The organism is Ancylobacter oerskovii (assembly GCF_018390555.1).
GTDB lineage: Bacteria > Pseudomonadota > Alphaproteobacteria > Rhizobiales > Xanthobacteraceae > Ancylobacter > Ancylobacter oerskovii.
On the sequence record NZ_JAHBGB010000027.1, the window covers coordinates 126,468 to 146,338 of the forward strand.

Here is a 19,871-nt window from a genome sequence, read left to right on the forward strand (position 1 = left end):
GAAAATCCGCGCCCGCGGCCGGAACAGGCAAGGGGGCACCGCCGTTGTCCCCGCATCCTTCCCAGCGACGGTGATCCCCTTCATGCGGAAAATCCTTCCCGGCTCGGCCTTCCCCCTCGGTGTGACGGTCGACGGCCAGGGGACCAACTTCGCCCTGTTCTCCGACAATGCCACCGGCGTCACCCTCTGCCTGTTCGACCGCTTCGGCGAGACCGAGCAGGAGCGCATCGACCTGCACGAATGCACCAACGGCGTCTGGCATTGCTACCTGCCCGGCGTCGGGCGCGGCCAGGTCTATGGCTGGCGCGTGCATGGCCCCTGGGCGCCCGAGGCCGGCCACCGCTTCAACCCCAACAAGCTGCTGCTCGATCCCTATGCCCGCATGCTGGTCGGCGGCATAAAATGGGACGACGCCCTCTACGGCTACACCATCGGCGCCGGCGACGACGCCGACCTGATCATGGACGCGCGCGACAGCGCCGCCTTCATGCCGAAGGCCCGCGTCGTCGCGGGCACGCCGCTCGCCGCCACCCAGCATCCGCGCATCTCCTGGGCGAAGACGGTGATCTATGAGGGCCATGTGCGCGGCCTCACCATGCGCCACCCGCTGGTGCCGGAGGCGATCCGCGGCACCTTCACCGCGCTCGGCCAGCCGGAATTCATCGACCATCTGGTGAAGCTCGGCGTCACCGCGCTGGAGCTGCTGCCCGTCCACGCCTTCGCGCAGGACCGCCACCTCGTCGACCGCAACCTCAGCAATTACTGGGGCTACAACACCCTCGCCTTCTTCGCCCCCGAGCCGCGCTATCTCGGCGAGGACGGGCTCGACGCCATCGGCGAGGCGGTGGACCACCTGCACCAGGCCGGCATCGAGATCATCCTCGACGTGGTCTACAACCACACCTGCGAGGGCAACCATCTCGGCCCGACGCTGTCCTTCAAGGGCATCGACAACGCCTCCTACTACCGGCTGCTGCCCGGCAATCCCCGCTACTATGACGACATGACCGGCTGCGGCAACGCGGTGAACACCGATCATCCGCGCGTGCTGCAGATGGTGCTGGATTCCCTGCGCATGTGGGCCTCGGTCTACGGCATGGACGGCTTCCGCTTCGATCTCGCCACCACGCTGGGGCGCCGCCCCACCGGCTTCGATCCCGGCCACGCCTTCTTCCACGCCATCCTCCAGGACCCGACGCTCGGCGGGCTGAAACTGATCGCCGAGCCGTGGGACATCGGCCCCGGCGGCTACCAGCTCGGTGCGTTCCCGCCCGGCTTCTCGGAATGGAACGGCGACTACCGCGACAAGGTCCGCGAGTTCTGGTGCGGCTCGGAGGGCCTGCTGCCGAGCTTCGCCACCCGCTTCGCCGCCTCGCAGGACATCTTCTCGGAAGGCCGCCGCCGGCCATGGTCGAGCGTGAACTTCCTCACCGCCCATGACGGCTTCACCCTGCACGATCTCGTCACCTACAACGACAAGCACAACGAGGCGAATGGCGAGGACAATCGCGACGGCCACGACGACAACAAGAGCTGGAACTGCGGCGCCGAGGGCGAGACCGAGGATGAGGGCATCAACGCGCTGCGCCGCCGGCAGAAGCGCAACCTCATCGCCACGCTGTTCCTCTCGCAGGGCGTGCCGATGCTGCTCGCCGGCGACGAGCGCTCCAATTCGCAGGCCGGCAACAACAACGCCTATTGCCAGGACAACGAGATCGGCTGGGTCGACTGGTCGGACGAGGACGCCGAGCTGCCGGAATTCGTCGCCCGCCTCGCCGAGCTGAGGAAGCGGCATTCCTCGCTGTCGCGCCCGGAATTCCTCACCGGCGCGCGCAACGAGATGGGCCAGCCGGACGTCGCCTGGTTCAACACCTCCGGCGAGCGCATGAGCGAGGAGAACTGGGCCGACCCCAATTCGAAATGCCTCACCGTGCGCCTCGCCCCGGCGCTGCCGGACGAAGCCTCGCTGCTGATCATGCTCAACGCCTCGCATGTCGATGTCGAGGTCGTCGCCCCTCAGGTGGCGTCCGGCAGCTGGGAGGCGATCCTCGCCACCGGCGACGATCTCGAAGGCGCCAAGGTGGGTGGCGGGGCCTCCTTCGCCCTGCCCGCGCGCACCCTCGTCGTGTGGGAATGGCGGGCATGAACGGCGCACCGGCCCGCCCCGCCCGCCGCTTCGGCCCGCGCCTCGACGGGCGCGACGCCGCCTTCCGCCTCTACGCCCCCGATGCCCGCCGGGTCGAGCTGCTGGTCGAGGGCATGATCCCGCTGCCGATGACCCGCGACGCGGAGGGCTTCTTCGCCGTCGAGGTCGCCGGCCTCGCTCCCGGCCGGCGCTACCGCTTCCGCGCCGACGGCCTTGCGGTGCCGGATCCCGCCTCGCGGATGCAGGAGCACGACCCGGACGGCTGGAGCGTGCTCATCGCCGACCCGCCGCCTCGCCTCGGCAACGCCATCCGCCCCTGGCACGAGGCGATCATCGCGGAAGTCCATGTCGGCACCGCCACCCCGGAGGGTACCTTCGCCGCCCTCATCGACCGGCTCGATCACTATGCCGGCGCCGGCTTCACCGCGATCGAGCTGATGCCGGTCGCCGATTTCCAGGGCCAGCGCAACTGGGGCTATGACGGCGTGCTGCTCTACGCGCCCGACCGCGCCTATGGCACGGCGGACGAGCTGCGCGCCCTCGTCGATGCCGCCCATGCGCGCGGCCTCGGCGTCCTGTTGGACGTCGTCTACAATCATTTCGGCCCGAGCGGGAACTACCTGCCGGCCTATGCGACATCCTTCTTCCGCGAGGACGTGCCCACCCCGTGGGGCCCGGCCATCGATCTCGAAAACGAGACGGTGCGCGGCTTCTTCACCGAGAACGCCGCCTATTGGCTCGGCGATTTCGGCTTTGACGGCCTGCGCTTCGATGCCGTGCACGCGCTGGCGACCAAGGGCGCCGAAACCTTCCTCGCCGAGATCGCCCATGCCTGCCGGGCGGTGCGCCCGGATGCCTGGCTGGTGCTGGAAAACCACGACAACATCGCCGAATGGCTGCTCCGCGACCAGAAGCTCTACACCGCCCAATGGAATGACGACTGGCACCATGCCTTCCATGTGCTGGCGACCGGCGAGAGCGGCGGCTATTACGCACCCTATGCGGACGATGCCGCGGCGGCGGCGGCCCGCGCCTTGGCGGAAGGCTTCGTCTTCCAGGGCGAGCCCTATCCCGATGCCGGCGGCCACCCGCGCGGCACCCCCAGCGCCGGCCTGCCGCCGGATGCTTTCGTCAGCTTCGCGCAGAACCACGACCACATCGGCAACCGCCCGCTCGGCGATCGCCTCGCCGGCACCGTGACGCCGGAGCGGCTCGCCCTGCTGCGTTTCGTGCTGATGCTTTCGCCGCAGATCCCCTTGCTGTTCCAGGGCGAGGAGGCGCTGCTGCCGACGCCCTTCCCGTTCTTCTGCGACTTCGAGGGCGCGCTTGCCGAGGCGGTACGCAAGGGCCGGCGCGCCGAGTTCGCCGATTTCTTCCGCCACCACGATGAAGGCTCCTTCCCCGATCCGCTGGACGAGGCCACCTTCCGCTCCGCCCGGCTGACGGAAGAGCTTTACGCCGCCCCCGAGGCCCGGGCGGCGCTGGCCGCCTTCCGCACCCTCGCCGGGCAACGGGCCGGGATCGTCTGGCCGCTCGCCGCCGGCCGCTTCCTCCGCGCCAGCAGCGTGCGCGACGGCTCCGTCCTCGTCACCAGCTGGTGCTACGAAGCGGGAACCCTCGTCATGGCGCTGAATCCCTCCGGGGAGGCGGCGGCGACGCTCGCTCCCGCCCTCGACGCCCCGGCGGCGAGCGTCGGCGAGGTCGTCATCGCCGATGGCCGCCTATCCCTGTCGCCCTTCGCCGCCGCCTTGTGGCATCTGCCGGCGGGAGGGAGCGCATGAATCCGTCCCCCGCCGCGACACCGGAGCTCCGCGCCACCTACCGGCTGCAATTCCATCGCGGCTTCACCTTCGCGGATGCCGAGGCGCTGGTGCCCTATCTCGCCCGCCTCGGCATCAGCCATCTCTATGCTTCGCCCATCACGCTGGCGGTCCCCGGCTCCACCCACGGCTACGACGTCGCCGATCCGACCCGCATCAATCCCGAGCTCGGCGGCGAAGAGGGCTTCGAGCGGCTCGCCCGTGCCCTCGCCGCGCAGGGCATGGGCATCCTGCTCGACATCGTGCCCAATCACATGGCCGCCTCCAGCCACAACCCGTTCTGGATGGAGATGCTGGAACACGGCCCGCAGGCGCCGGCGGCCCGGCTGTTCGACGTGAACTGGGCCGCCGGCCGGCTGCTGCTGCCGGTACTCGGCGAGCCGCTGCGTGATCTCCTTGCCGCCGGTGCCATCGCCCTTCGTGCGGATCATGATACCGGACGCATCGTCGTCACCTATGCCGAGCATGTCTTCCCGCTGCGGCCGGAAAGCGTCGCGGTACTGCTCAGCACCATCGGTCGGCAGGCTAGCGGCCCCGACATGGCGTCGGGCGCTCCCGCCCGATCGGCCGCATCGGCCAAATTGCACGCATCGTACACCTCACCGGACCGGCTGCGCGGCGTCCTACGGTCCCTCGATACCTCCGAACGCGCAGCGCTGGCGACAGCGCTCGCCGAGGCCGATCTGCCGTCCCTGCTGGAAGCCCAGCATTGGCACCTCGCCTGGTGGCGCACCGCCGCGCATGAGCTTAACTATCGGCGTTTCTTCAATATTTCCGATCTCGCCGGCGTGCGCGTCGAGGACCCGGAGGTGTTCGCGCTCGTCCACCGCCTGCCGCTCGACCTCATCCGCCGCGGCCTCGTCCATGGCCTGCGGATCGATCATATAGACGGGCTCCTCGACCCGGCCGGCTACTGCCAGCGGCTCCGGGAAGCCGTCGGCCTCGGTATCCCGATATTCCTGGAGAAGATCCTCGAGCCCGGGGAAACGCTGCGCCCCTGGCCTGTCGACGGCACGACTGGGTATGAGAGACTTAACGATATCAATGGATTATTTATAGATCCTCAGTCATATTCTGAACTCGAAAACGATCTCCGTTCCCGGCACCTGCTCGTCGGCACCCCGGCTCACCGCCTCGCCGCCGCCAAGCGGCACGTATTGGAGACCAGCCTCGCCGCGGAAGTCGACCAGCTCGCCAGCCTCGCCCGCGACGGGCTGGATGCCGATGTGAAAGCGGGAGACCTCACCGAAGCGGCGATCCGGCAGGCAACCATTGCACTCCTAACCCATTGCCCTGTCTATCGTTCTTACGCGACCGCCGATACTCACGACACCACCGACGAAGCCGTCTGGGATGGTATCGGCGCCCGCATGGACAGGGCCGAGGACCCGCTGACCGCCGCCGCCGGCCGGCTGCTCCTCGAGAGGCTGAAGACACCGCAATTGGAAAGCGATCGCCTTTTCCGCTTGCGTTTCCAGCAACTTAGCGGCCCTGCCATGGCGAAGGGCTTCGAAGACACCGAGCTGTACCGGACCCCTGTCCTGATAGGGGTCAACGAGGTCGGCGGCAGCCTGGAGCATCCATCGAGAAAACGTCGTGAACTCCATGAAATTTATGAGAAACGCGCAACGGCACAAGCCCGCGACCTCATCCCCCTCGCCACCCATGACACCAAGCGCGGGCCCTGGACCCGCGCCCGGCTCGCCGCCTTGGGCCTCGCGCCGGATCGCTGGCTCGATTTCCTCCACCGCACGCAACCGCTATGCGCCTCTCCGGGTGGAGAGGCCCCTCCCGACGCGCTGGACCGCCATTTCATCCTGCAAACCCTTGTCTCCTGCTGGCCGATAACGACGGAAAGAATGCAGGCCTATCTCTCCAAGGCCCTGCGCGAAGCCCGGCGCCACACCAGCTGGGAGCGCCCCGACGAACACTATGAAGCCGTCAGCCAGGCCTTCGCCTCCCGCTTGATCGCGGCGCCGGAAGCCACGGAATTTCGCGAGCATCTCGAAGGGCTTGTTGCCGATCTGGAACCGGCTACCCGGGTCGTCGGCCTTGCCCAGCTGATACTCCAGCACACCCTGCCGGGCACGCCGGACCTGTACCAGGGCACCGAGTTTCGCGACCTCTCGCTGGTCGATCCCGATAATCGCCGGCCGGTGGACTGGTCCGCGCGCCTGAACGTCCTCGACGGCAAGGAGACTGCCGCCCCCGCCGATATCGAGCATTTCGGCCTCATCCACCGATTGCTCATGCTGCGCGCCCGCAACCGCGCCCTGCTCCACGGCGATTATCGGCCGCTGCATTTCGGGAAATCGCCGTGGCGCTGGTTCGGCTTCGAGCGGCGATCCGGCGGTCACACGCTGCGTGTCGCCGTGCCGACCCGTCTTCCCCGTCCTCCGGCTCTACCCGCGACCGCCATCCTCGAACCGGGCGAACCCTTCGCCGATGGCTGGACCTCGATCGGGCAACCTCCCCTGGAAACGGCCCCGGGCCGCCTTGTTCTACCGGTGTCCTGGCCGTTTTTCATCGCGGAAAGGAGCTGACCGGGAAGCCCCCGTCCGGCACCGGCGGATAGGCCACCCCGCGATCAGATGGCGCAGCTCGGCCATGCGACGGCCCCCATGCGAGGGGTGGATGATGGCGGCGACATCACCTATCAAGGAGGCCTTCGGGACATCAAAAAGAAAGCCATCTGCTTATGAAATCGCGCGCCGCCGTCGCCTGGGAAGCCAAGAAGCCGCTGACCATCGAGACCATCGAGATCGGTGGGCCGAAGCCCGGCGAAGTGCTGGTGGAGATCATGGCGACCGGCGTGTGCCACACCGACGCCTATACGTTGGATGGCCTTGATTCCGAAGGAAAATTCCCCGCCATCCTTGGCCATGAGGGAGCGGGCATCGTGCGCGAGGTCGGCGCCGGCGTCACCTCGCTGAAGGTCGGCGACCATGTGATCCCGCTCTACACGCCGGAATGCCGGCAGTGCAAAACCTGCCTGTCGCAGCGCTCCAACCTGTGCACCTCGATCCGCGCCACCCAGGGCCAGGGCCTGATGCCCGACCGCACCACCCGCTTCTCCTGCGAGCGGACGGGCGGCCAGGGCGGCGAAATCTTCCACTATATGGGCTGCTCGACCTTCTCGAACTTCACCGTGCTGCCGGAGATCGCGCTCGCCAAGGTGCGCGAGGACGCCCCCTTCGACAAGATCTGCTACATCGGCTGCGGCGTCACCACCGGCATCGGCGCGGTGGTTTACACCGGCAAGGTGTGGCCGGGCGCCAATGTCGTGGTGTTCGGCTTGGGGGGCATCGGCCTCAACGTGATCCAGGGCGCCCGCATGGTCGGCGCCGACAAGATCATCGGCGTCGACATCAACCCGGCCAAGGTCGAAATGGCCAGGAAGTTCGGCATGACCGACTTCATCAACCCCAAGGATGTCGGCAACGACAAGGTGGTGCAGGCGATCCAGGACCTCACCGACGGCGGCGCCGACTTCACCTTCGACTGCACTGGCAACGTCAACGTGATGCGCCAGGCGCTGGAAGCCTGCCATCGCGGCTGGGGCACCTCGATCGTCATCGGCGTGGCGCCGGCCGGAGCGGAAATCTCCACCCGCCCGTTCCAGCTGGTCACCGGCCGCAACTGGCGCGGCTCGGCCTTCGGCGGCGCGCGCGGGCGCACCGACGTGCCGAAGATCGTCGACTGGTACATGGAGGGCAAGATCAACATCGACGACCTGATCACCCACACCATGCCGCTCGACGAGATCAACACCGCCTTCGACCTGATGCACGAAGGCAAGTCGATCCGCTCGGTGGTGATCTACTGATGGCCGGGGCGATGGAGACCGTCTCCAAGGCGAAGTCGCATGGCGGCGTGCAGGGCGTCTACCGGCATGACTCCAAGGTCACCGGCACGCCGATGACCTTCGCGGTGTTCGTGCCGCCGCAGGCGTCGAGCGGACCTGTGCCGGTGCTGTGGTATCTGTCCGGCCTCACCTGCACCCATGCCAATGTCATGGAGAAGGGCGAGTACCGCGCCGCCGCCGCCCGGCACGGCGTCATCATCGTCGCGCCCGATACCAGCCCGCGCGGCGAGGCTGTGCCGGACGAGCCGGACAACTGGCAGTTCGGCTCCGGCGCCGGCTTCTATGTCGACGCGACGCAGGAGCCCTATGCCGCCAACTACAGGATGTATTCCTACATCGTCGAGGAACTCACCGCGCTGATCGCGGCGGAATTCCCCGCCGACATGGCCCGGCAGGGCATTTTCGGCCATTCCATGGGCGGGCATGGCGCGCTCACCATCGCGCTCAAGCACCCGGACCGCTTCAAGAGCTGCTCGGCCTTCGCGCCGATCGTGCAGCCTTCGACGGCGGACTGGTCGCGGCCGGCGCTGGAGAAATATCTCGGCAGGGACGAGCTGGCCTGGCGCAGCTATGACGCGGTGGCGCTGATCGAGGACGGCAAGCGCTTCCCCGAACTGCTGGTCGACCAGGGGGCGGCCGACCCGTTCCTCAAGACCGGCCTGCGGCCGGAACTGCTGGAGGATGCCTGCAAGGCGGCCGGCATCCCGCTGGTGCTGAACCTGCGCGAGGGCTACGACCACTCCTACTACTTCATCTCGACCTTCATGGACGACCATATCGCCTGGCACGCCAAGCGGCTGGGTCTGTAGACCCGCGATGAGATCGCCGGCAGCGGGTTGGCCCGTTGCCGGCGACGCGCCTCACGCGTCGGGGGCGACGGTGTGGCCGGCGAGCAGCTCGAGCGCCTTGACCAGCGCCGAGTGATCCAGCGCCGCGCCGCCCTGCGCCGCCACCGCGCTGAACAGCTGCTGCGCCACCGCCGTCGCCGGCAGCGACATTTCGAGCTGGCGCGCCCCGGTCAGAGCCAGGTTCAGGTCCTTCTGGTGCAGCTCGATGCGGAAGCCGGGCGCGAAGGTCCGCTTGACGATCCGCTCGCCATGCACTTCCAGAATGCGCGAATTGGCGAAGCCGCCCATCAGCGCCTGGCGCACCTTGGCCGGATCGGCGCCGGCCTTGGAGGCGAACAGCAGCGCTTCCGACACCGCGAGGATGTTCAAGGCCACGATGATCTGGTTCGCCACCTTGGTGGTCTGGCCGTCGCCATTGCCGCCGACCAAAGTGATGTTCTTGCCCATCTTCTCGAACAGCGGCTTCACCGTCTCGAAGGCCTTCTCCGGGCCGCCGACCATGATGGTGAGCGAGGCCGCCTTGGCGCCGACCTCGCCGCCCGACACCGGGGCGTCGAGATAGTCGCAGCCGAGAGCGTTGATCTTCTTGGCGTATTCCTTGGTCTCCACCGGGGCGATGGAGGACATGTCGACGACGATCTTGCCCGGGGTCAGGCCGGCGGCGATGCCGCCCTCGCCGAACAGCGCCGCGCCGACATGCGGGGTATCGGGCACCATGGTGATGACGATGTCGGCCTGCCTGGCCACCTCGGTGGCGTTGGCGCAGGCGACGCCGCCCTTGCCGGTGAGCTCGGCCGGCACCGGCTTGATGTCGTAGAGATACAGCGTGTGGCCGGCATCGATCAGGTGCCCCGCCATCGGCGCGCCCATGATACCCAGACCGACAAATCCTACCTTAGCCATCGTCAAATCCTCACATCGTTCTGAAACCAGCGACGGTTACGCCTTGAATTTCTTGGCAATCGCCTCGGTCGAGCGCGCGAGCAGGCCAGTGTCGATGCCCACTGCCGTGAAGGTGCAGCCGGCCGCCATGTAGCGGCGCGCCAGCCCCTCGTCCCCGGTGAGGATGCCGGCCGGCTTGCCGGCGGCGACGATGCGGCGGATGGTCTTCTCGATCAGCTCGACGATGACCGGGTTGCCCTGATCGCCGAGATAGCCGAGATCGGCCGACAGGTCGCCCGGCCCGATGAACAGGCCGTCAATGCCCGGCACCGCGGCGATGGCCTCCAGATTGTCAAGGCTCTGCTGCGTCTCGATCTGCACCATGAGGCACAGTTCCTCATGCGCGCGGTGGTGATAGTTCTTCACCCGGCCGAAGCGGGTCGCTCGCGAGGCGCCGGCAAAGCCGCGCACCCCGTCCGGCGCGAAGCGGGTGGCCGCCACCACCGCCTGCGCCTGCTCCACGGTCTCGACCATCGGCACGAGGAAGCTGAGGGTGCCGATGTCGAGATAGCGCTTCATGACGATGGGATCGTTCACCGGGATGCGCACGACCGGATGCGTGGTCTCGCCCGCCATCGCCTGCAGCTGCGCCATGATGCCCGGCACGTCGTTGGGCGCGTGCTCGGCGTCGAGCAGCAGCCAGTCGAAGCCGGAGCCGGCAAGGATCTCGGTGGCGGTGGGGCTCGCCATGGAGTTCCAGAAGCCGATCTGCTGCTGGCCGGCCAGGATGGCGCGCTTGAAGGTATTGACGGGCAGGTCCACGGGACGTCCTTTCGGGTAGTCGCAGAAGGGGATGAGGTCGGCGCGCCCGCTATTCGGCGAGCGCCTGCTTGCGGGTCTTCAGCACCGCCGGGGAAAGCATGGCGAGCAGCATCACCGCGACCACGCCGAGCAGCACGGCGCTGATCGGCCGGGTGAGGAACACCGACGGATCGCCATCGGAGAGCTGCATGGCGCGGCGAAAATTCTCCTCCAACTGCGGGCCGAGCACGAGACCGAGCAGCAGCGGCGCCGGCTCGACGCCGACCTTGATGAAGAAGTAGCCGACCACCGCGCAGCCCAGCATCAACCAGACATTGAAGGCGCTGTTGGAGATGCCGTAGGTGCCGATGCAGCAGAACAGAACGATGGCGGGGAACAGCAGCCGGTAGGGGATCTTCAGCATCGACACCCACAGCCCGACCAGCGGCAGGTTGATGATCAGCAGCATCAGGTTACCGGTCCACATCGAGGCGATGACGCCCCAGACCAGCTGCGGCTGCTCGGTCATCACCTGCGGGCCGGGCTGGATGCCCTGCATCATCAGGGCACCGATCATCAGCGCCATCAACGCATTGGCGGGAATGCCCAGCGTCAGCAGCGGGATGAACGAGGTCTGCGCGCCGGCATTGTTGGCAGCCTCCGGGCCGGCGACGCCCTCGATGGCGCCCTTGCCGAAGCGCGAGGGATCCTTCGCCACCTTTTTTTCCAGCGCATAGGCGGTGAAGGGCGGCAGCGCCGCGCCGCCGCCCGGCAGCACGCCGAGCGCCGAGCCGATAAAGGTGCCGCGCAACATGGCGGGGAACGCCGCCTTGAGGTCGGCGCGCGAGGGAATGAGGTCGCGCAGCTTCTGGCTCACCACCTGCCGCACTTCCGGGCGCTCGAGATTGGCGATGATCTCGGCGAGGCCGAACATGCCCATCGCCACCGGCACGAAGTCGAGGCCATCCGCCAGCGCCGGCACGCCGAAGGTCATGCGGGCGATGCCCGAGTTCACATCGATGCCCACCGTGCCGATCAGGAGGCCGAGGAACACCATGGCCAGCGACTTCGCCACCGAACCGTGCGCCAGGATCACCGCCGCGAACAGGCCGAGCACCAAGAGGCTGAAATATTCCACCGCGGTGAATTTCAGGGCGAGCGCCGCCAGCGGCAGGCTCAGCACCGCGATGACGATGGTCGCCACCGTGCCGGCGAAGAAGGAGGAGATGGCGGCGATGGCGAGCGCCGGGCCGGCCCTGCCCTGCTTGGCCATCTCATGGCCGTCGAGGCAGGTGACGACCGAGGACGTCTCGCCCGGCACGTTGACCAGGATCGCCGTGGTCGAGCCGCCATATTGCGCGCCGTAGAAGATGCCGGCGAGCATGATCAGCGCCGAGGCCGGTTCCAGCCCGAAGGTGAAGGGCAGCAGCAGCGCCACGGTGGGGATCGGCCCGATGCCCGGCAGCACGCCGATGGCGGTGCCGATGACGACGCCGATCAGGCAATAGATCAGGTTGTTCCACTGCAGGGCGGTGGAGAGGCCGAGCAGCAGGTTGTCGAACAGTTCCATGGCGTGCCTGCGCTGCTCACCAGGGCCAGATCGCCACCGGCAAAGCGAGCGCCTTCACGAAGAGAAGGACCGCGCCGGCGGTGACGAACAGGCCGAACAGGATGACTTCGAAGAAGCGGCTCTCGCGGCTGGCAACCGCCGCGATGACGATGGCGGCAAAAGATGCCGCCGCCAGGCCGGCGCTCTCGATCAGCAGCGCGAACACCCCGACCGAGACTCCGATGCCGAGGATCGGGCGCAGTTGCACCCGCTCTATGCCGGCATGGGCACGCACCAGCCCCCGCCCGGCAAAGAACAGGCCGAAGCCGAGCAGCACCAGCGCGATGGCACGCGGCATGTAGCCCGGCCCCATATCGGCCGCGGTGCCGCCGGCGAGCCGCCAGGTGGCGGCGAAGGTGCCCGCCGCCACCGCGATGAGGAAGACGCCGAACAGCAGGTCCGGCCAGTCGAACCGACGTCCGGTCACGATACCGCTCCGCGATCAGTTGGTCTTGATGTCGGCGGCGCGGACGATGTCGCCCCAGCTCTTGATATTGGTGGCGAGCCAGCTTTTCACCGCCTCCGGCGTGCCGGGGCGCACCGAGCCGCCCTGCTCGGCGACCTTGGCCTGGATCTCCGGCATGGCGAGGATCTTGTTGAGCTCGGCATTGAGCTTGGCGACCACTTCCGGCGGAGTCTTGCCGGTGGTGAGCAGGCCCTGCCAGGTGCCGGCGTCGTCGAGCGGCAGCTTGGCCTGCTTGAAGGTCTCGACATCCGGCAGCGCGGCGAGCCGTTCGTCGCCGGTGACTGCGATGCCGGTGAGCTGCTTGTTGGTCACGAAGGGCAGCGTCGCGGTGGCGCCGTTGATGATGACGTTGCTCTCGCCGGAGACCACGGCGCGCGAGGCGGCGGCGCCCCCCTTATAGGGGACGTTCTTCCAGTCGATGCCGAGATGGCGGGCGAGCGCGACCGCGGTGATGTGGTTGAGCGCGCCGACGCCGGAATTGGCCACGGCCAGCTTGCCGGGGTTGGCCTTGGCATAGGCGACCAGCTCAGGAACGTTCTTGGCCGGCACCGAGGGGTTCACCGCCAGCACATAGGGGCCGAACATCACCATGCCGACCGGGGCGAGGTCGTTCTCGACATTGTAGGAGAGGTCGGGAAACAGGCTCGGCGCCACGGCGAGCGAGCCGATATCCATCAGCAGCAAGGTGTGGCCGTCCGGCTTCGCCTTGGCAACGCTGTCGGCGCCGATATTGCCGGCCGCGCCGGGCTTGTTCTCGACCACCACCGGCTGGCCGACGGCTTCCGAGAGCTTCGGCGCGATCAGGCGGGCGAGGATGTCCGAGGTGCCGCCGGGCGCGAAGGGCACCACGATGCGGACGGGACGCTCGAATTGCTGGGCGCCGGCAAGGGCCGGGACGAGCGCGGTAAAGGCAAGGGCGGCAGCGGCCGCCTTCAGCAGGCGAAGGCTCATTGGCGTGTCCTCCAAAAAGGGCGAAGGGGCGTCGATGCGCCTCTTGGATCATTGGGAGGCCGATGCAGGCTTCCATGGAACAATCTAGGTTATGTTCGATGCTACAATGAGTTGTTTTCGGCATTGATTGATGCCATTTTTGGATCGATGTTCGAACTCAGCCATCTCCGCTGCTTCGTCGCCGTCGCCGAGGAACTGCACTTCGGCCGTGCCGCCGCGCGGCTCAACCTCACCCAGCCGCCGCTCAGCCGGCAGATCCAGCTGCTGGAACATGCGCTCGACGTGCGCCTGCTCGATCGCACCAGCCGCTCGGTGGCGCTGACGCGGGCGGGGCACAATTTCCTGCCGGAAGCCCGCCGGCTGCTGCGCCTCGCCGAGGGAGCGGCGCTCGCCGCCCGGCGCACCGCCAGCGGCGAGGCCGGCGCCCTCACCCTCGGTTTCACCGCCGCGTCCGGCTACGAATTCCTGCCGCGCCTCATCAAGGCCTTCCGCGCCGAGGCACCGGACATCGACCTCGTCCTGAAGGAGATGGTCTCCACCGACCAGTTCGAGTCGCTCGCGGCCGGCCGCATCGATGTCGGGCTGGTCCGCCCGACATTCAACCGGCGGGAGCTGCAATCGCTCTGCGTGGTGCGCGAGCCCCTCATGCTGGCGGCTCCCGAGGAGCATCCCCTCGCCACGACGCCGGAAGTCCGGCTGGCCGACCTGGAACGCCACGCGCTGGTGACGTACTCCCCCTACGAGGCGCGCTATTTCTACGATCTCGTCGCGACGCTGTTCGCCTCGGCGGCGATCACCCCGCACTACACCCAGCACATCAGCCAGGTGCATTCGATCCTGGGCTTGGTGAAGGCCGGCATCGGCCTCGCCCTGGTGCCGCGCGCGGCCCGAAATCTCGGCTTCGACGGGGTGGTGCTGCGTCCCCTCGACCTCGATGTGGGTTCCATCGTCGAATTGCATGCGGTCTGGCGGCCGGCGAATGCCAACCCCGCCATCGCGACCCTGCACCGGACGCTGAACCGGCTCGCCGACAGCGCCGCGCCGGCCTGAGGCGCGGCGGCAGCGGCCGTCACGGCTCCGCCGTGTCTTCCTGGCGAGGCGACAGGATGCCGAAGCGGCGCATGCGACGATGCACCGTGGTGCGGTCCAGGCCGAGATCGCGCGCCACGGCGGAGACGTTCCAGCGCCGCGCCCGCAAGGCGCCGACCAGTTCCTCCCGCCCCGTCCGCCGTCCCGCTTGCTCCATCTCGTCGACCGGAGCCGAGGGGATACGCGCCAGGATGGCGCCGGGCCCGTCGACGCCGGCCGACAACCTGTCGGGCAGGTCCCCGCGCTCGATGCGTCCTTCGCCGGCCACCGCGCAGGCATAGTCGAGCGCGTTGATCAGCTCGCGAATATTGCCCGGCCAGCCATAGCCGAGCAGCGCCTGCAGCGCCTCCTCCGACAGGCGTAGCGTCCGGCCGGCCGCCACCCGGTCCGCCAGCAGCCGCTCGATCAGCCAGCCGAGGTCGCGCCGCTCGCGCAGCGGCGGCAGGGTAAGCACCGCGCCGGACAGGCGGAAATACAGGTCCTCGCGGAAACGGCCGGCCTTCACCTCGGCGACGAGGTCGCGATGAGTGGCGGCGATGACGCGGATATTGACCGGCATCGGCTTGGAACGGCCGAGCGGCGTCACCTCGCGTTCGGCGAGCACGCGCAGCAGCCGCGTCTGCAGGGCGAGCGGCATGTCGCCGATCTCGTCGAGGAACAGCGTGCCGCCATCGGCCTCGATCACCAACCCCTTCTTGCCCCGCGCCGCCGCGCCGGTGAAGGCGCCCGGCTCGTAGCCGAACAACTCGCCCTCGATGAGGGTCTCCGGCAGCGCCGCGCAGTTCACCGGCACGAAGGCCCGCCCCGACCGCGCGCTGGCGGCGTGGATGGCCTTGGCGAGATGCTCCTTGCCGGAACCGGTCTCGCCGCAGATCAGCAGGCTCATCTGGGTGTTGACCAGCTTGGCGGCGCGGGTCGCGACCTGCCGCATCGCCGGGTCGTCGCGGAACAGCGCCTGCAAGGGTTCCGGCACGGCGGGCGTCGCCGGCTCCGCCATCGGCGTGCCCGGGCGGCTCGGCGGGGCGAGGCTCTGGGCGAAGAGCGGCGTGCCGGAGGCCGCGAGCCGCACCATGCGCTGGCTGGCCGGCCGCGAATGGGAGAAGCGCGGCAGGTCGTCGATGGAGAGGTCGAAGAATTCGGAGAGCCGGCGCCCCACCAGCATCCGCCGGTCCGGCCGGCCGATGCGCCGCTCGCTTTCGCGCAGCATCAATTGGCGCGCCTGGTTGTTGAAGCCGAGGATGCGCTCCGAGCCGTCCACCGCCAGCACGTAGCTGGGCTCGACATCGACGAATTCCGGCGAGGCGGCCAGCTTGATGATCCATTCGCGCCGGAAGCGGTTCACCAGATTGGCGGTCTCGATCTTGTTGGCGATGGAGCGCACGAATTGCAGCGCCAGGAACTGGCTTTCCTTCGGCACCGGCGAGCGCAGCGCCGAAATGTCGAGCACCGCGGCGAGATTGCCGGCGGGATCGAACACCGGCGCGGCGGTGCAGGTGAGCGGGATGTGGGTGGCGTCGAAATGATCGGTCTGGTGGACGATCAGTGCATCTCCGGTGGCGATGCAGGTGCCGACGGCGCAGGTGCCGGCATGCTGCTCGTGCCAGTCCGCACCGAGATACAGGCCGGCGCGCATCAGGTTGTTGTCGAAGGTGGGGTCGCCGATGAAATCCACCGTCACACCCTTGGCGTCGGTGAGCAGCAGCACATAGCCGAGCCCGGCCACCTGACGGTACAGCGTCTCCACCCCGAACCGCGCGGTGTGGGTGAACTCCTCCATCGCGTCCTGATGCTCGCGTAGCCGCGACTGGGTCAGGATGCAGGGATCGCGCAGCACCTCGGGATCGAGCTTGTGCTCGCTGACGCAGCGGCGCCAGGACTGCTGGATGACCGCATCGCGCCCCAGCGCGCTCGGCTCGGCCTGACCGTTCGCCACGCGCACGAGCTCGTCGATGTGCGCGGCCTGTTCCCGTCTCATCGGCGTCCTCCAGGATTTTATGCTTTTCGGCGAGTGTTGCCCCGAACGGTGGACCCGGCAAGCAAATGCCTTGCGGCAGCGCACAAGCGGCCGGCCCCGGATTGCGGGGCCGGCGCCACAGCTGTGGCGCCGCGTGCAACAGCTGTGGCGCCGCCGCCTCAGGTGGAACGGGAACCCACCGATCAGCAATATCTTTTAAAATCAATTAGTTATGTGAAAAACGCGAATTGGCCCGCGGCTTGCGGAAGCCTTGGCAAAACAAAATGCGCCAAGGGAAGGAAGCCGGATGACGCCGAAGGTCGGCATTATCGCCAATCCGATTTCGGCGCGCGACATACGTCGCGTCGTCGCCAGCGCCAACAGCGTGCAGATCGCCGACCGCGCCAACATCGTGCTGCGCGCGCTCGCGGCGCTCCGGGCCTGCGGCGTCGAGGAAGCGGTGATGATGCCGGAGCGCGCCGGCATCGCCGGCCATGTGCTGCGCGGCATCGAGCGCGCGCGGGCCCACGGTGAGGATCGCTTCCCTCGCCTGTCCTTCCTTCCCATGCCCGTCACCGGCACGGTGGAGGATACGCGCCGCGCCGCCCGGCTGATGGCGGCGGCCGGCGACATCGCCGCGATCATCGTGCTCGGCGGCGACGGCACCCACCGCGCGGTGGTCGGCGGCTGCGGCAGCGTGCCGGTCGCCGGCATCTCCACCGGCACCAACAACGCCTTTCCCGAGCATCGCGAGCCGACCATCACCGGCCTCGCCACCGGGCTGGCGGCGATGGGGCTGGTGCCGGCCCGCATCGCCTTCGCCGACAACAAGAAGATCGAGGTCAGCCTCGACGGCGCCCCGCCGGAGATCGCGCTGGTCGACGTCGCCATCGTCACCGACCGCTTCGTCGGCGCCCGGGCGCTGTGGCGCACCGAGACCTTCCGCGAGCTCTACGTCACCTTCGCCGACCCGGAAGTAATCGGCATGGCCGCCATTGCCGGCCTGATCGAGCCGGTGAGCCGGACGGAAGCCGGAGGGCTCGCGGTGACGCTCGCCCCCACCGCCGCGACGCGGGTGCGCGCGCCCATCGCCCCCGGCCTCGTCGAGGAGATCGGCATCGAGAGCTGGCGGCGCCTGCCGGCCGGCGCCGTGCTCACCCCCGCGCTGGCCGCCGGCGCCATCGCGCTCGACGGCGAGCGCGAGCTGTTCTTCGACCCGCACCAGCAGGTCGAGATCCGCCTCGTCGACCGCGCCTTCCACACCGTCGACGTCGCCGCGGTGATGCGCTTCGCGGCCAGGGAGCACTTGCTGGTCGACCGCCCCCTGGTCGACGCCTGAACGCCCGCCGGGAAGACGCCAGCCCACAAGAAACCCGGAAAACCAAGGAGGAACCTACGCCGATGACCAACAATCCCTTCCCCCTCTCGAAGGACGAACTGCTCGCCGCCTACCGCACCATGCGCACCATCCGCGATTTCGAGGAGCGGCTGCATGTGGAGTTCGCCAAGGGCGACATTCCCGGCTTCGTCCATCTTTATGCCGGCGAGGAAGCCTGCGCCGCCGGCATCATGATGCACCTCACCGACATCGACCGCATCGCCTCCACCCATCGCGGCCACGGCCATTGCATCGCCAAGGGCGTCGACGTGCACGAGATGATGGCGGAGATCTACGGCAAGTCGACCGGCGCCTGCCGCGGCAAGGGCGGCTCCATGCACATCGCCGACCTTTCCAAGGGCATGATGGGCGCCAACGGCATCCTCGGCGCCGGCGCGCCGCTGATCTGCGGCGCCGGCCTCGCGGCGAAGTTCCGCGGCGACGGTGGGGTGGGCATCACCTTCTTCGGCGACGGCGCCTCCAACCAGGGCACCGTGCTGGAGAGCATGAACCTCGCCGCCATCTGGAACCTGCCGGTGATCTTCGTGGTGGAGAACAACGGCTACGCGGAATCGACCTCGGTCGAATACGCCACCGCGGTGGATTCCTATGTCGACCGCGCCGCCGGCTTCGGCCTGCCCGGCGTCACCGTCGACGGCACCGACTTCTTCGCCGTCCACGAGGCGGCGGGCGAGGTGATCCGCCGCGCCCGCGAGGGCGGAGGGCCGGCACTGCTGGAGTGCAAGACCATCCGCTTCTTCGGCCATTTCGAGGGCGACGCCCAGACCTACAAGGCCAAGGGCGAGAACGACTACAACCGCGAGAACCGCGACTGTCTCAGGATCTTCGCCAACCGCGTCACCTCCGCCGGCGCGGTGAGCGAGGCGGAGATCTCCCTCGTCGACCGCGAGGTGGCCGCGCTCATCGATGCCGCGGTGGAGAGCGCCAAGGGCGCGCCCCTGCCCTCGCCGCGCGAGCTGCTGACCGACGTCTACGTCGCCTACTGAGCTCAAGAAAACAGAACCGGAGGAAACCAGAATGGCCCGCAAGATCAGCTACAAGCAGGCGATCAACGAGGCGCTCGATCTCGAGATGCGCCGTGACCCCACCGTCATCGTGCTCGGCGAGGATATCGTCGGCGGCGCCGGCGCGCCGGGCGAGCTCGACGCCTGGGGCGGCGTGCTCGGCGTCACCAAGGGGCTGCACGCCAAGCACGGCAACCGGCTGATGGACACCCCGCTGTCGGAGAGCGCCTATATCGGCGCCGCCATCGGCGCCGCCGCCTGCGGCATGCGCCCGGTGGCCGAGCTGATGTTCCTCGACTTCATGGGCGTGTGCTTCGACCAGATCCTCAACCAGGCCGCCAAGTTCAAATACATGTTCGGCGGCAAGGCCAAGACCCCGGTGGTGATCCGCGCCATGGTGGGGGCCGGCTTCCGCGCCGCCGCCCAGCACTCGCAGATGCTCACCCCGCTCTTCACCCACGTGCCGGGCCTGAAGGTGGTGTGCCCTTCCAACGCCTATGACGCCAAGGGCCTGCTCATCCAGTCGATCCGCGACGACGACCCGGTGATTTTCTGCGAGCACAAGGCGCTCTACGGCTCGGAGGCCGACGTGCCGGAGGAGAGCTACGCCATCCCCTTCGGCGAGGCCAACATCGTGCGCGAGGGCAAGGACGTCACCATCGTCAGCTACGGCCTCACCGTGCACCGCGCGCTCGACGCCGCCGAGAAGCTCGCCAAGACCGGCGTGCAGGCCGAGGTGATCGACCTGCGCACGCTCTCGCCGATCGACTGGGACACGGTGATCGAGAGCGTGGAGAACACCGGCCGGCTGGTGGTGGTCGACGAGGCCAATCCGCGCTGCTCCATCGCCGGCGACGTCGCCGCCCATGTGGCGCAGAACGCCTTCGGGGCGCTGAAGGCGGCGCCGCAGATGGTCACGGCGCCGCACACGCCGGTGCCGTTCTCGCCAGTGCTGGAGGATCTCTACATCCCCTCCGCCGACGCCATCGCCGCCGCCGTGACCAAGACCACCGCCCGCGCGCTCGCGGCGTGAAGGA

General features: G+C 68.4%; 15 protein-coding genes. 9 read left to right on the forward strand and 6 right to left on the reverse strand.

What is annotated here, in order from left to right:
* Positions 1-82: 82 nt before the first annotated feature.
* From glgX to fghA, 5 genes are all read left to right on the forward strand, one after another.
* The gene (gene glgX, locus KHC19_RS12445; protein ID WP_213352678.1) at positions 83-2,146 is read left to right on the forward strand and encodes a glycogen debranching protein GlgX; all 2,064 of its coding nucleotides are present in this window, start codon (positions 83-85) and stop codon (positions 2,144-2,146) included.
* A complete protein-coding gene (treZ, locus tag KHC19_RS12450) occupies positions 2,143-3,927 on the forward strand; it encodes a malto-oligosyltrehalose trehalohydrolase (protein WP_213352679.1) in 1,785 nt (594 codons plus the stop codon). Before glgX ends, treZ begins: the two co-directional genes overlap by 4 nt.
* Positions 3,924-6,509: a malto-oligosyltrehalose synthase gene (treY, locus tag KHC19_RS12455; RefSeq protein ID WP_213352680.1), complete on the forward strand. Its 2,586-nt coding sequence runs from the start codon at positions 3,924-3,926 to the stop codon at positions 6,507-6,509. Before treZ ends, treY begins: the two co-directional genes overlap by 4 nt.
* A 155-nt stretch (positions 6,510-6,664) precedes the next feature.
* Positions 6,665-7,792, forward strand: a complete 1,128-nt coding sequence (locus KHC19_RS12460; protein WP_213352681.1) for an S-(hydroxymethyl)glutathione dehydrogenase/class III alcohol dehydrogenase — start codon at positions 6,665-6,667, stop codon at positions 7,790-7,792.
* 11 nt (positions 7,793-7,803) lie between these two features.
* The gene (gene fghA, locus KHC19_RS12465; RefSeq protein WP_213352794.1) at positions 7,804-8,640 is read left to right on the forward strand and encodes an S-formylglutathione hydrolase; all 837 of its coding nucleotides are present in this window, start codon (positions 7,804-7,806) and stop codon (positions 8,638-8,640) included.
* Positions 8,641-8,691: 51 nt separating this feature from the next.
* Here the strand turns inward: fghA and KHC19_RS12470 are convergent, their stop codons facing one another.
* Genes KHC19_RS12470 through KHC19_RS12490 form a run of 5 tightly spaced genes read right to left on the reverse strand, consistent with a single transcriptional unit; the run spans position 8,692 to position 13,388 of the window.
* The gene (locus tag KHC19_RS12470; RefSeq protein ID WP_343207707.1) at positions 8,692-9,588 is read right to left on the reverse strand and encodes a 2-hydroxy-3-oxopropionate reductase; all 897 of its coding nucleotides are present in this window, start codon (positions 9,586-9,588) and stop codon (positions 8,692-8,694) included.
* A gap of 30 nt (positions 9,589-9,618) precedes the next feature.
* A complete protein-coding gene (locus KHC19_RS12475) occupies positions 9,619-10,383 on the reverse strand; it encodes an HpcH/HpaI aldolase family protein (RefSeq protein ID WP_213352683.1) in 765 nt (254 codons plus the stop codon).
* Positions 10,384-10,432: 49 nt separating this feature from the next.
* The gene (locus tag KHC19_RS12480; protein WP_213352684.1) at positions 10,433-11,932 is read right to left on the reverse strand and encodes a tripartite tricarboxylate transporter permease; all 1,500 of its coding nucleotides are present in this window, start codon (positions 11,930-11,932) and stop codon (positions 10,433-10,435) included.
* Positions 11,933-11,948: 16 nt separating this feature from the next.
* Positions 11,949-12,398 (reverse strand): tripartite tricarboxylate transporter TctB family protein, encoded by a 450-nt coding sequence (locus KHC19_RS12485; RefSeq protein WP_343207708.1) that lies wholly within the window; start codon positions 12,396-12,398, stop codon positions 11,949-11,951.
* Between the two features lie 15 nt (positions 12,399-12,413).
* Positions 12,414-13,388, reverse strand: a complete 975-nt coding sequence (locus KHC19_RS12490) for a Bug family tripartite tricarboxylate transporter substrate binding protein (RefSeq protein ID WP_213352685.1) — start codon at positions 13,386-13,388, stop codon at positions 12,414-12,416.
* 147 nt (positions 13,389-13,535) lie between these two features.
* Here KHC19_RS12490 and KHC19_RS12495 point away from each other — a divergent pair, with 147 nt between their 5' ends.
* The gene (locus tag KHC19_RS12495) at positions 13,536-14,438 is read left to right on the forward strand and encodes a LysR family transcriptional regulator (protein ID WP_213352686.1); all 903 of its coding nucleotides are present in this window, start codon (positions 13,536-13,538) and stop codon (positions 14,436-14,438) included.
* A 19-nt stretch (positions 14,439-14,457) separates the two neighbouring features.
* Here KHC19_RS12495 and KHC19_RS12500 read toward each other — a convergent pair whose 3' ends face one another.
* Positions 14,458-16,452 carry a sigma-54-dependent Fis family transcriptional regulator gene (locus KHC19_RS12500; RefSeq protein WP_213352687.1) on the reverse strand — a complete coding sequence of 665 codons (1,995 nt, stop codon included), beginning with the start codon at positions 16,450-16,452 and terminating at the stop codon, positions 14,458-14,460.
* Positions 16,453-16,738: 286 nt separating this feature from the next.
* Between KHC19_RS12500 and KHC19_RS12505 the strand changes: the two genes are divergently transcribed.
* The 3 genes from KHC19_RS12505 (at position 16,739) to KHC19_RS12515 (ending at position 19,867) form a co-directional block, all read left to right on the forward strand.
* Positions 16,739-17,770, forward strand: a complete 1,032-nt coding sequence (locus KHC19_RS12505) for an NAD(+)/NADH kinase (RefSeq protein WP_213352688.1) — start codon at positions 16,739-16,741, stop codon at positions 17,768-17,770.
* A 62-nt stretch (positions 17,771-17,832) separates the two neighbouring features.
* Positions 17,833-18,816, forward strand: a complete 984-nt coding sequence (locus KHC19_RS12510) for a thiamine pyrophosphate-dependent dehydrogenase E1 component subunit alpha (protein WP_213352689.1) — start codon at positions 17,833-17,835, stop codon at positions 18,814-18,816.
* Positions 18,817-18,847: 31 nt separating this feature from the next.
* Entirely contained in the window at positions 18,848-19,867 is a 1,020-nt protein-coding gene (locus KHC19_RS12515) for an alpha-ketoacid dehydrogenase subunit beta (RefSeq protein WP_213352690.1), read from the forward strand.
* Positions 19,868-19,871: the final 4 nt, after the last annotated feature.